Annotated in this window: 11 protein-coding genes; 2 read left to right on the forward strand and 9 right to left on the reverse strand. The window is 71.4% G+C overall.

All coding sequences use genetic code 11. The annotated features are described in order from the left end of the window. Positions 1-103 precede the first annotated feature (103 nt). From cseC to ABTZ94_RS31805, 6 genes are all read right to left on the reverse strand, one after another. Positions 104-1,486, reverse strand: coding sequence for a two-component system sensor histidine kinase CseC (gene cseC, locus ABTZ94_RS31780; protein WP_351205969.1), 1,383 nt, complete (start codon positions 1,484-1,486; stop codon positions 104-106). Further along, positions 1,483-2,187: a two-component system response regulator CseB gene (cseB, locus tag ABTZ94_RS31785; RefSeq protein ID WP_351205971.1), complete on the reverse strand. Its 705-nt coding sequence runs from the start codon at positions 2,185-2,187 to the stop codon at positions 1,483-1,485. The genes cseC and cseB overlap by 4 nt, the downstream gene beginning before the upstream one ends. Positions 2,188-2,197: 10 nt before the next feature. Continuing rightward, on the reverse strand, positions 2,198-2,950 hold the full coding sequence (locus ABTZ94_RS31790; protein WP_502967345.1) for a hypothetical protein: 753 nt from the start codon (positions 2,948-2,950) through the stop codon (positions 2,198-2,200). Then, the gene (locus ABTZ94_RS31795) at positions 2,938-3,588 is read right to left on the reverse strand and encodes a SigE family RNA polymerase sigma factor (protein ID WP_351205973.1); all 651 of its coding nucleotides are present in this window, start codon (positions 3,586-3,588) and stop codon (positions 2,938-2,940) included. Before ABTZ94_RS31795 ends, ABTZ94_RS31790 begins: the two co-directional genes overlap by 13 nt. Positions 3,589-3,763: 175 nt before the next feature. Beyond that, positions 3,764-4,666, reverse strand: coding sequence for an HhH-GPD family protein (locus ABTZ94_RS31800; RefSeq protein ID WP_351205975.1), 903 nt, complete (start codon positions 4,664-4,666; stop codon positions 3,764-3,766). 145 nt (positions 4,667-4,811) lie between these two features. Beyond that, positions 4,812-5,471, reverse strand: coding sequence for a phosphatase PAP2 family protein (locus tag ABTZ94_RS31805; RefSeq protein WP_351205977.1), 660 nt, complete (start codon positions 5,469-5,471; stop codon positions 4,812-4,814). A 172-nt stretch (positions 5,472-5,643) separates the two neighbouring features. Between ABTZ94_RS31805 and ABTZ94_RS31810 the strand changes: the two genes are divergently transcribed. After that, positions 5,644-6,474: a hypothetical protein gene (locus ABTZ94_RS31810; RefSeq protein ID WP_351205979.1), complete on the forward strand. Its 831-nt coding sequence runs from the start codon at positions 5,644-5,646 to the stop codon at positions 6,472-6,474. 96 nt (positions 6,475-6,570) lie between these two features. Here ABTZ94_RS31810 and disA read toward each other — a convergent pair whose 3' ends face one another. Both disA and radA read right to left on the reverse strand, forming a co-directional pair. Beyond that, positions 6,571-7,695, reverse strand: a complete 1,125-nt coding sequence (gene disA, locus ABTZ94_RS31815) for a DNA integrity scanning diadenylate cyclase DisA (protein ID WP_351205981.1) — start codon at positions 7,693-7,695, stop codon at positions 6,571-6,573. An 80-nt stretch (positions 7,696-7,775) separates the two neighbouring features. Further along, positions 7,776-9,188: a DNA repair protein RadA gene (radA, locus tag ABTZ94_RS31820; protein WP_351205983.1), complete on the reverse strand. Its 1,413-nt coding sequence runs from the start codon at positions 9,186-9,188 to the stop codon at positions 7,776-7,778. A gap of 236 nt (positions 9,189-9,424) precedes the next feature. Here radA and ABTZ94_RS31825 point away from each other — a divergent pair, with 236 nt between their 5' ends. Next, on the forward strand, positions 9,425-11,284 hold the full coding sequence (locus tag ABTZ94_RS31825) for a BACON domain-containing protein (RefSeq protein WP_502967346.1): 1,860 nt from the start codon (positions 9,425-9,427) through the stop codon (positions 11,282-11,284). Between the two features lie 99 nt (positions 11,285-11,383). Here the strand turns inward: ABTZ94_RS31825 and ABTZ94_RS31830 are convergent, their stop codons facing one another. Then, a complete protein-coding gene (locus ABTZ94_RS31830) occupies positions 11,384-12,235 on the reverse strand; it encodes a DUF3109 family protein (RefSeq protein ID WP_351205987.1) in 852 nt (283 codons plus the stop codon). Positions 12,236-12,350: the final 115 nt, after the last annotated feature.

Genomic DNA, 12,350 nt, shown 5'->3' on the forward strand with positions numbered 1-12,350 from the left:
TACCTGCGGCGTCCGCGCGCCCCCCCCCAGCCCTAAGGGGTTGTAGCCGGCTTCCGGTGCGGCCCCCGGGGCGCGCGCCCCGGGAGCCTCTCCCGTATCCGGTTCAGCCGCCGGACTGCCTGCGGCCGGACTCCGCGCTCTCCTCGTCGCCGCTGCCCGGCGTGCGCTGTTCGGGCAGGCGCAGAATCGGGAAGCTGCCGGTGTTCGTCGGTGCGTGCTCGGGTAGCCACAGCACGGCGATCGCCCCGCCCGCGCCCTGCGCCGCCCCTTGGGGCGCCGCGTTGCGGAAGGTCAGCCGGGCCCCGAGGACCCGCGCCTGACCGGCCGCGATCGTCAGCCCCAGACCGTGTCCGTGTCCGGCCCGGTCGCTGCTTCCGGTACGGAACCGGCTCGGGCCCTCACGCAGCAGCGCCGCCGGGAACCCGGAACCGTGATCGCGGATCCGCACCACTCGGCCCTCGACCGTGACCTCCACCGGAGTGGCACCGTGCTTGGCGGCGTTCCCCAGCAGATTGCCGAGGATCCGCTCCAGCCGGCGCGGATCGGTGCTGACCCAGGACTCGTGGACGACCTGCACCCGCACATCCGGGTCCAGCAGCGCGACCCGTCGGCTGACGAACTCACCCAGCGCGATCTCCTGCAGCTCGGCCCGCTCCGACGCACTGTCCAGCCTGGCCACCTCCAGCACATCCTCGACCAGGGTGCGCATCGCCTGCGCCCGGTCCCGTACGAGCTCGGTGGGGCGGCCCGGCGGAAGCAGCTCGGCCGCCGTCAGCAGACCCGTCACCGGGGTACGCAGCTCGTGCGCGATGTCCGCGGTGACCCGGCGCTCCGCCTCGATGCGTTCGTTCAACGCGTCCGTCAGCGCGTCCACCGCGCGGGCCAGCTCATCGGTCTCGTCCTGGACGACACCGCCGACGGCCTCCCTGACGCGTACATCCGTATTGCCCTGTGCGACCCTGCCCGCCGCGGCCGCCGCCTTGCGCAGCCGGCGCGACAGCTGCCCGCCGATGAGCACGCCCAGCGCACAGCCGCCGAACACCACCGAAACCGAGCCGATGATGAGCGCCCGGTCGAGATCGCCCATGATCGTGGCGCTGCGGTCGGCGAAACGGGTGTGCAGAGAGAGCACATCGCCGTTGCGGAGCGGCACGGCCGCCCACACATCGGGCACTCCGTTCCTGGTCTCCTGGACATGCGTGGCGCGCCGGTTCTTGTTGGTCTGCGCGCGCAGGCTGCGCGGCATCGCCGGGTCGTTGAGCTTGGCGCCGAACCGGGGGTCGTCCTTCTGCGTCTTCTTCGCCTCGTACAGCAGCTGCGCGTACGTGAGCCGCTCCAGCTGCACCTCGCGCGCGTTCTCCAGCATCGAGACCCGGGCGGCGTTGTGGACGACGAAGCTGAGCGCGACCGCGGTCAGCGCGCCGACTGCCGCGATCGCGATGCTGATCTTCCAGCGGACACCCGTCCGCAGGGCGAACCGCTTCATGGCCTGAGTTTGTAGCCGAAGCCGCGGACCGTCTCGATCCGGTCCTGGCCGATCTTTGTGCGCAGCCGCTGCACATGGACGTCCACGACCCGGGTGTCACCGCCCCACCCGTAGTCCCAGACCCGCTCCAGGAGCTTGTCGCGGGAGAGCACCGTGCCGGGCGCTGCGGAGAACTCCAGCAGCAGCCGCATCTCGGTCGGGGTCAGTGCCACCTGCCGGCCGCACCGGTGGACCGCCATGCCCTCGGTGTCGACCTCCAGATCGCCGAAGACCAGCAGCCCGCCGTCGGGCTGCGTCTCAGGCTCCCTGTGGCCCGGCTGCCCGCCCGACGCATGCCCGAAGCGGCGCAGCACGGCACGGATCCTGGCGACCAGGACCGCCCCGTCGAAGGGCTTGGTGACGTAGTCGTCGGCGCCGGCCTCCAGGCCGAGCACCACATCGATCGAGTCGGCCCGGGCCGACAGCATGATCACCGGGACCGTCGACTCGTCGCGGATACGACGGCAGAGGCTGACCCCGTCAAGCCCCGGCACCATCACATCGAGCAGGGCGATGTCGGGACGGTCGGCCCGGAACGCATCGAGACCCGACAGTCCGTCCGGCATCGCGGTGACCGCGAAGCCGTCGCGCTCCAGCGCCAGCTGGGTGGCCTCGCGGATGACGTCGTCGTCCTCGACGAACAGGACGTGGGTCTCGGCCATCGGACTGCTCTCAGTTCCCCGCCGGATCAGCGGATTCCGGAAGACCGGCTTCTCCGTTTCCGACGGCTCGGTTGAAGTCGTTGTGCACTCGGTCGTGCTCGCTGAACCGGTTGTCCGCCCAGCGGTAGGTGATCACTTCCTCGCCGGAGGGGTACGCGACCGAGTCCTTCTTCCCGTACACCTGGGCCGTCACCACCAGATCACCGCGGTCGATGGTGCCGTACACCGCGGGCTGTTCGATGGCGAACACGTTCTTGTACGTCCCGTTGCCCCGCTGGCGGTACACATAGGTGCCGACGCCCACCGAATCGCCGCAGGTCATCACGTTCACCACGACGTCGGCCGAGGGGCCCCCGGTCATGGTGCCGTACGAGGTGTCCACCGGGTACTCGGAGCCGCTGCAGGGCTTCAGATCCGTCCTGACCCGCTCGCTGATCTTGGGGTCCCGCTTGAGCAGCGCCACCGGATCGATCCGGGGCGTCGGCTTCGCCGTGGACGGCGCATCGGCGCTCGGTGTGACCTGGGCGACCGGCTGGGTGCCTGCCGGGCCCTCGTCCCGGGTGCCGGTGCCGCCGGTGGAGCAGCCGACGGTGAGCAGCCCGAAAGCGGCGAGCCCGACCAGGGTCGTGGTGCTCGCCACCCAGTGGAGCGGGACCCGGCCACGTCTGACGGCGGCTCCGCGGCCACCATCGTCTCCTGCGCTGCCGTGGTCACCGTCGCCGTTGCTGTTGCCGCTGTCACCGCTGGCTGTCAGGCCGCGCACCGCTTCCGCCCCCGTTCGTCCATACGCCTGCCCGTCTGCGCCCGTACGTGCGCCGTTGCCCGCGCACTCACCGGAGCGCCGACGGCCGGAGCGCGGTCGGCCGCCGTCAGACCCCGCTCCTCCTGGAGCCGGGCCTCCCTGCTCGCTGCCTCACGGCTCTCCAGCTCCTGGCGCAGTCGCGCCAGCGCACGGTGCAGGGTGCTCTTCACCGTACCGGCCGACATGCCGAGCGCCGCAGCCGTCTCCTCCGTACTCATCTGCTCCCAGTGTCGCAGCACGACGACGCTGCGCTGTTTGGGAGCCAGTACGCCCAGCACATCCATCAGCAGGGCGCGGTCGGCGCGCTGCTCGGTGCCGTCCTCGACGCTCGCGTCGGGCAGCTGCTCGGTGGGGACCTCGTCCAGCTTGCGGGCCCGCCACCACTCGGTACGGGTGTTGATCATGACGCGGCGCAGATAGGCGTCGGCGAGGGACTTGTCGGCGATGCCGTCCCAGCGGCCGTACGTACGGACCAGGGCGGTCTGCAGCAGGTCCTGCGCATCCACGGGGTCGGGAACCAGTCGGCGTGCACTGCGCAGCAGTGCCTCCTGCCGAGTGCGTACGTACTCCTCGAATTCGAGCACCTCGCCCTGCGCCATTCCAACCGCCTCCGTCCCCGTAGAACCCCGTAGAACCGCCGCCGCCCATCGATGGTCGGGCTGACTTCGCTGACGCTACGGAGCTGTTGTCACGGGGCTGTGCGGAGCAGCCATACGCTGACGCACGGCTGTCCATCGGTTGTGTAACAGCGGGGGGAGAGGGCGGCAGGGACCTTCAGCTCAGCGGCAGCCGGTACTGGCCGTCGGCCAGCGGCTCGACCAGGCCGTCCGCGACCAGGCCGTCCAGCGCGCGGGCTCGCTGCACCGGTTCGTCCCACACCGCGTCCAGTGCCGACTGCGGCACCGGCGCCACGGCCTCGCGCAGCACGGCGAGCAGCCGTCCGCGCACCTGCCGGTCCGTGCCGGCGTACGTCTGACCGCGCCGCGGGGGCCCCTGGTGGGCGGGCTTCCCGGCCAGTCGCCAGGCGCACTGCCCGGCGATCGGGCACCGTGTGCAGTCCTCGTTCTTGGCGGTGCAGACGAGGGCGCCGAGCTCCATCGTCGCGGCGGCCCAGCGGGCGGCCCGTTCGTCCTCCTCGGGGAGCAGAGCCCGGGCGAGCTTGCGTTCGGCGGCGGTGGTCGCGTTCGGCGGGTACTGGATGCCGGTCGCGGCCCGGGCGAACACCCGGCGGACGTTCGTGTCGAGTACGGCATGCCGCTGTCCGTACGCGAACGAGGCCACGGCCGCCGCGGTGTACTCGCCGATCCCGGGCAGTGCGAGCAGCTGACCGTGCTCGCTCGGTACGTCGCCGCCGTGCCGTTCAGTTATTGCCTGTGCGGCCCCGTGCAGCCGGAGCGCCCGGCGCGGGTAGCCGAGCCGGCCCCAGGCGCGGACCGCCTCACCGGGCGGCTCGGCGGCCAGATCGGCCGGGCGCGGCCAGCGGGCCAGCCACTGTTCGTACACCGGGAGGACCCGGCTGACGGGGGTTTGCTGCAGCATGAACTCGCTCACCATCACACCCCAGGCGCCCGCTTCGGGGCGGCGCCAGGGCAGATCGCGGGCGTGCTGTTCGAACCACCCGATGACGGGAGCGTGGAGGGAGGCGGGGGGCGTCTGTGTCGCAGTCATGGCAGTCATCGCATCGCCGATCCTGACACGGAAGGGCAGACAATGGCTCCGCGCACGGTGGTGTCGCTCCTCCTGAGGGCTCTTGGGGTGATATTGCCACCCGTCTGTCCCCGCGATATCCGGCAACCGGCCCAAGGAGACTCCCCCCGGGCCGTCAGTGCCGTTTGCGCCGCCGCCGGGACCGTCCGGCCGTCGCCGTCGCCCTCGCCGCCCCCGGGCCCGACGCCCAGACGGCCAGCGGCGCCCTGCTGCCCCGCACCGTCCGGACGAGCGACTGTGCCGGGCGGTACAGCACGGCGACCGCCACGGCGGCCACCACCGCACCCAGCAGCAGACCGACCGCCACGTCATGCGGGTAGTGCACCCCGACGAAGACCCGGGAGAAGGCCATCAGCAGGGCCAGCGGCACGGTGAGCCAGGCCAGCCGCGGCCGGGCGATCGCCAGGGCGATGGCTGCCGCGCCGGCGATCGCGGAGTGGTTGCTGGGGAACGACCAGTCGCCCGTCGGCGGACACGACACCAGCGAGGCCGCCGCCCCCACGACCGTCCGGCACGGGCGCTCCTCGTCCACCACGGACTTGAGTACCTCGCTGCCCACATAGGCGAAGGCCGTCGCAAGGGGCGCGAGGACCGCCAGCGCCAGGGCGCGGTCGTCCGCCTGTCGGGCACGCCACCACCCGGTGATGAACAGGGCGCCGAAGACCAGGAGTCCGAGCTCCGTCCATATCTCGGCCAGGTGTTGCACCCATGACGGCATGTCATGCGCGAAGTCGGTGATGTCCCGGTAGAGCGGGGCAGTAGATGAACTATCCATGTCACAGAGGGTAGTCAACAAAACCGGGTGGTCACCTTCGGCCTTCCCAGGGCCCAACTCGACGGAAGTGCAGGGCCGGAGCAGGCCGTCCCGAGATGATGATCCGTAAAACTTGAGGGCCGGGCGGCGGGTGGGGCGGGAGTCGGCGCCGATCTCTCGTACAGTTTGCGCCGTGGGATCTTTGCGTAATCCGATCGGGCCGCTTCCCTCCACCATCTACTGGCGACGGAGGGCCGTAGCGGCGGCGCTGGTTGCGCTGCTCGCGTTGCTGATCGTGTGGGGCGTCACCTCCGGCGGCGGCAAGGGGAACACGGACGACTCCCGGTCCGGCAAATCGGGTCCCGCGCGCTCGATCACCCCCGGCCCCTCCCCGTCCGGGCCGGCCATCACTGAACAGCCGGGCGGGCGCGACGAGTCGGGCGACTCCGGTAGCGGCGGCGGAGACAACAGCGGTACGGGCGAGGGCTCCGACGGCGGCGCGAGCGACGGCGGAAACGGTGGCAGCGGCACGGACACCGGCAGCGGGTCGGGCACCGGAGCCGGCGGCGCGAGCGGTGATGGCGCGACGACCGGACAGCAGGTCCCGGCAGGCTCCTCGCTCCCCGACTGCGCCGTCGGCGCACTGCGGTTGAGCCTGAGCACCGAACTCAGCTACAGCCCCGGCGAGAAGCCGAAGTTCCGGTTGGTCGCCAAGAACACCTCGTCCACCACCTGCAAGGCCGACTTCGGGCCGAAGAGTGCGGTGTTCACCATCACCGAGGCCGGTGGCGACGACAGTCGGGTGTGGTCCTCCAAGGACTGCCCGCGCAACGCGGGCAGCCTGCTGCTGAAGGTCCCGGCGGGCTCGGCCATCGTCCACACCATGGAGTGGGACCGCAAGAAGAGCACCCCGCAGTGCGCGACGCCGCCCACGGGCACCGCGGTGCCCGGTACGTACCTGGTCGAGGCGAAGGCACCGGGCGAGCCGGTGCAGCGCGCCTCGTTCGTCCTCGCGAAGGACTGAGAAATGGGCTGAGAACCCGCGAGACCGAGCGCTGGAAAGCACGTCGGGGCCCGGTCTCCCGGGCCCCGACACCGCCTGTGTCTCCTGCGCCTACCGTTACACGTACCGCTCGAGAATCGACGACTCGGCCAGTCGCGACAGCCCCTCGCGCACGCTCCTCGCCCGGGCCTCGCCGACCCCGTCCACCGTCTGAAGGTCGTCCACGCTGGCGGCAAGGAGCTTCTGCAGACCGCCGAAGTGCTCCACCAGCCGGTCGATGATCGCCCCGGGCAGCCGCGGCACCTTCGCCAGCAGCCGGAAGCCGCGCGGCGAGACCGCCGAATCCAGCGTCTCCGGCGAGCCGCTGTACCCCAGTGCCCGTGCCACGACCGGGAGTTCGAGTAGTTCGGTGTGGGAGAGCGCGTCGAGTTCGGTCAGTGCTTCGGCGACTGTACGGGACCGCTTCGCGGTCGGCTCCGGCACATAGTCGCGCACGACCAGCTCACGCTCCGGCTCGACGCCCGCGATCAACTCGTCGAGCTGGAGCGAGAGAAGCCGGCCGTCGGTGCCCAGCTCCACCACGTACTCCGCGATCTCGGTCGCGATCCGGCGGACCATCTCCAGCCGCTGCGCGACGGCAGTCACATCGCGGACCGTCACCAGGTCCTCGATCTCCAGCGCCGAGAGGGTGCCCGCGACCTCGTCCAGCCGGAGCTTGTACCGCTCCAGGGTGGCGAGTGCCTGATTGGCGCGGGAGAGGATCGCGGCGGACTCCTCCAGGACCCGGCGCTCCCCGTCCACGTACAGCGCGATGAGATGCATCGACTGCGAGACCGAGACGACCGGGAAGTTGCACTGCTTGGAGACCCGGTCCGCCGTGCGGTGGCGGGTGCCGGTCTCCTCGGTGGGGATGGAGGCGTCCGGGACCAGCTGCACACCGGCCCGCAGGATCTTGGTCATGTCCTTGTCGAGGATCAGCGCCCCGTCGAGCTTGGCCAGCTCGCGCAGGCGCGTCGCGGTGAACTCCACGTCCAGCACGAATCCGCCGGTGCACATCGACTCGACGGTTCTGTCCATGCCCAGGACGATCAGCCCGCCGGTGTTGCCACGGAGGATGCGCTCCAGGCCGTCCCGCAGCGCCATTCCGGGCGCGACGGCGCTCAATGAGGCGCGCATCAGCGCCTCGTTACCGGTGCCTTGGCCGGACTTTCCGGGCGATGCTGCCCGGTCGCTGGCTGCCACTGCACTCCTCCGGTCACAGGTTTGCGGTGCCCTTACGTCCCTCATACCGTTCGTACGGACGGGCGAGACCAGGGCAAAGTCTACCGGCGCGCGTTCTCCTCCTGTGGGGCCTGTGCGCGAGACCGGCGCGGTAGCACTCTCAGTGCATCACCCATGTTGGCGACTTCCGTGACCTTCATACCGGCCGGGACCTTCCCCGGGTCGGTCGGAACCAGCGCGTGCGTGAAGCCCAGACGGTACGCCTCGGCCAGCCTGCGCTGAACTCCCGTAACCCTTCTGACCTCGCCCGCGAGGCCCACCTCGCCGATCGCCACCAGGTTCTTGGGGAGGGGTGTGTCGCTTGCCGCGCTGGCCAGCGCCAGCGCGACCGCGAGGTCCGCGGCCGGCTCGGAGAGCTTCACGCCGCCGACCGTCGCGCTGTAGATGTCCCGCTTTCCGAGCGAGCTGATCCGGCCGCGCTGTTCCAGTACGGCCAGCATCATCGACACCCGGGACGTCTCCAGACCCGAGGTGGTGCGCCGGGGCGAAGGGATCTGGGAATCGACCGTCAGTGCCTGCACCTCGGCGACGAGCGGGCGCTTGCCCTCCAGGGTGACGGTCAGACAGGTGCCGGGCACGGGTTCGTCGCGGCGGGTGAGGAACAGCCCGGACGGGTCGGCGAGGCCGGTGATGCCCTCGTCGTGCAGCTCGAAGCAGCCGACCTCGTCGGTCGCGCCGTACCTGTTCTTGACGCCCCGCACGAGCCGCAGGCGGGCATGGCGGTCGCCCTCGAAGGACAGCACCACATCGACGAGATGCTCCAGCAGCCGCGGCCCGGCGATCGCCCCGTCCTTGGTGACATGGCCGACCAGGAGCGTCGACATGCCACGCTCCTTGGAGGCCCGGATGAGGGCACCGGCGACCTCCCGGACCTGTGCCATGCCGCCGGGCGCCCCGTCGATCTCGGGCGAGGCGACGGTCTGTACGGAGTCGAGGATGAGAAGCGACGGCTTGACGGCGTCCAGATGGCCGAGGACCGCGGACAGGTCGGTCTCGGCGGCGAGATACAGATGGTCGTTGATCGCCCGGATCCGGTCGGCGCGCAGGCGCACCTGGCTCGCGGACTCCTCGGCGGTGACATAGAGCGTGCGATGGTCGTCGCTCGCCGCCTTGGCGGCCACATCGAGCAGCAGTGTCGACTTCCCGACGCCCGGCTCGCCCGCGAGCAGCACGACGGCACCCGGCACGAGACCGCCGCCGAGCACCCGGTCCAGCTCGCCGACGCCGGTCGACCGGGCGATGGCCTGCCGGCTGTCGACCTGGCCGATGGGGAGCGCGGCGGTACTGACCCGGCCGGCCGCGGTGGTCCGCACGGCGGGGGCGCCGCCGAACTCCTCGACCGTCCCCCATGCCTGGCATTCGGGGCAGCGGCCGAGCCACTTGGCGGTCGTCCAGCCGCATTCGGTGCAGCGGTAGGACGGTCGGTCCTTCGCGGATTTCGTACGGGCAGCCATGGCGCAACCGTATAGGTGGGGTCCGACAATGCCGCCGGGCGCGGTCCGCCGACGACGCCCGGCGCGGGTGCACGCCGCCGGCGGCCCCGGATCGGCTCGGCGCTTCCGTCAGGATCAGGGATTCCGTCCCCTAAACCAGGGATCCCTGTCCCCTTTTGAGCGATACGTTCACCCGTAAGGATTAAAAGTGCCGAAGAGGCGCTAAAGGCATGCTCCGTGCTGCCTACGGTCGCCAGGTGACGAGCAGCAGGCTGGAGCCCCCTACGCACACCACCGGCGCACACCGGGCGCGGCGCCGTGCGCCCCACTCCTCGGCGCAGCCTTCGCCGCGGCGACCGCCTGCACGTTACGAGCCGCATCTCGACGGCCTGTTCACCTACTGCCTCTCCGTGCTCTGCGACCACGATGCCGCCACCGAGGCGCTCGGCGGTGTGCTCGCGATCGCGGAACGGCAGGACGGCCGGTGCCCGGAGGGTGAGGAGGAACGTAAATCCTGGCTGTATGCGCTGGCCAGATGGATGTGTCTGCGCAAGCTCGCCGAGCAGAAACAGGGCCGGCAGGCGCACCGCCACAATGCCGGGAAGCTGTCGGGAAGACAGTCGGCCAAGCAGGAGACGGAGTGGGCGGGGGGAGGGCCTACGGGCAAGCAGCCGAGCGGGACGGCCGCCCAGGGGGGGCGCACGGGCCGCCGTACGCCCCCGGCCGTCGTCGCGAAGGCCGCTGCCGCCGCCCCCTTCCCGCCGGGCAACGCCCCCGAATCCGAAGCCGCTGCCGAGGCGCACCGCCGTGAACTCGCCCAGCTGGCCTGGCCGGAGGCCGCAGGCACCACCCCCGAACAGCGCGAAGCGCTCGAACTCGCCGTGCGCCACCGCCTCGCCCCGCGCGCCGTCGCCTCCGTCCTGGGCCTCGAACCGGCGACCGCCCGCGAGCTCCTGGCCGCCGCGGCCTGCGAGGTGGAACGCACCCGCGCAGCCCTCGCCGTCGTCGAGAGCGGCAGCTGCCCCACCGTCGCCCGGCTCACCGGCGACCACCGCGTCCTGCTCTCCGCGACCCTGCGCCGCGAACTCGTCCGCCATGTCGACGACTGCCCCCGCTGCCGCCGGGCCGCCGAGCGGGTCGGCGCCGAGGGCCCCTGGCCGGGTGCGGCCGTCACCCCGGCTGCCGCGCTGCCGGTCGTCGAGGCGCCACGGCCCTCCGCGTACGTCGCGATGGTCCATGCCCAGCGGAACCGGTCCGGCGGCCCGCGCTTCGACCGGGCGGGCTTCCCCATGGACCCGAAGGACCACGCCGCTCGGCGGGATCGGCTGCGGGCCAGAGTCGTGACGACGACGGTGGTGGCGACGGTCGTCGCCGCCCCGGTGATCGCGCTGTGGACGGCGTACCGCGGAGCGCCGCAGACCGGAGAGGGCCACGACGGCTCCTCGGTCACCGCGACCGAGACGGACGTCCGCCACGACCTCGCCGGCACCCCGGACGGCCGTTACGAGAACGCGGGCAACGCCCGTCCCCAGCGCGGCGCCCGTTTCAAGGACGGCCACACCCCGGACGTCTCGGCCGAGGTGATCAGCTCGGGCCCGGGCCGGGGCGGCATCGGCGGGCTCACCGTCGAGGCCCGCTCGTCCGGCGGCACGACGCTGATCCGCCTGACCGCCTCGGGCCGCGCACCCGTCGCCTGGTCGGCCCGCGCGGATGCGTCCTGGCTGCGTCTCAGCAGCTCCTCGGGCACGCTCGCCGCGGGCGAGAGCATCACGATCCGCGTTCTTGTGGACCACCTGCGGGAACCCGCCGGTCCCTGGAGCGCACGCATCGCTCTCGCCCCTTCGGATTCGGCCGTGGCGATCCGGGGATACGGGGCGGTGGCACCCTTACCCGGCGGCCCGGGCCACCCGGGTACGGCCGACCCCTCCACCCCCTCGGGCCCGTCCGTACCGTCGGATCCGCCCCCCTCCTCACCGGATCCCACGCAGCCGACCGACCCGACCCCCGACCCGACGGACCCCACGCCGTCACCGACCGGTCCGACGCCGTCCCCGGACCCGTCCGACTCCACGACTCCGACCGAACCGGGTACGGGCACTGCTGCCCGGACGGGCTGAAACGGTCCGTCCGGGGCTGCGGCAGCCCCGGACGACGTGACCGGCCGAGCCATCGGAGGCACCGGGCCATCACGCCTCAGCCGTCATGCCGCCACGTCGTCACGCGCGATCGACCGGATCCGCAGGGTGCGGCGCCATCGGCAGCAGCGAGGACAGGCGCTCCTCGCACAGCTCGACCAGCCGGTCGTACGCCTTCTTGCCCATCAGCTCGATGAGTTCCGGGCGGTACGACACGTACACCGGCTCCCCGGCCCCGTGCGCCGAGGTCGCCGATGTGCACCACCAGTGCAGATCGTGGCCGCCCGGACCCCAGCCCCTGCGGTCGTACTCGCCGATCGAGACCTGGAGCACGCGTGTGTCGTCGGGCCGGTCGATCCAGTCGTACGTACGCCGGATCGGCAGCTGCCAGCAGACGTCCGGCTTGGTCTCCAGGGGCTCCTTGCCCTCCCGCAGCGCCAGGATGTGCAGCGAGCAGCCCGCGCCCCCCGCGAACCCGGGACGGTTCTGAAAGATGCATGAACCCTTCCAGCGCCGCGTCTGGCGATCCCCGTCGTCGTCGATCTCGACCCAGCCCGTCTCTGTGCCTACATCGTGGAACTGCCACAGATCGGGGGTCAGCCGTTCGACATGGCCTGCCACCCGCTTCTCGTCGTCCTCGTCCGAGAAGTGCGCGCCCAGCGTGCAGCATCCGTCGTCAGCGCGGCCCGCCTGGATGCCCTGGCAGCCACTGCCGAAGATGCAGGTCCACCTGGACGTCAGCCAGGTCAGGTCGCAGCGGAAGATCTGTTCGTCGTCCGCGGGGTCGGGGAACTCGACCCAGGCGCGTGCGAAATCGATCCCCGTCTCGTCTTCGGACCGGTTCGGCCCGTTCACTTCCTGCTGCTGCATCTCCTGCTTCGTTTTCTGCTTCTTCGTGATTTTGCCCGGCTTCGCCTTTTTCGTCTTTGGCACGCGCCAAGAGTAAGACCGATCGGCACATGGGGGGTGGGAGAAGGAGCGGGGCTGGGTGCGTGCAGCTGCAAGGCGGAGGATTGAGGCAACGCGGAGCGTTGGTGATTGACGACAA

This window comes from Streptomyces sp. NPDC002785 (assembly GCF_040295565.1).
GTDB lineage: Bacteria > Actinomycetota > Actinomycetes > Streptomycetales > Streptomycetaceae > Streptomyces.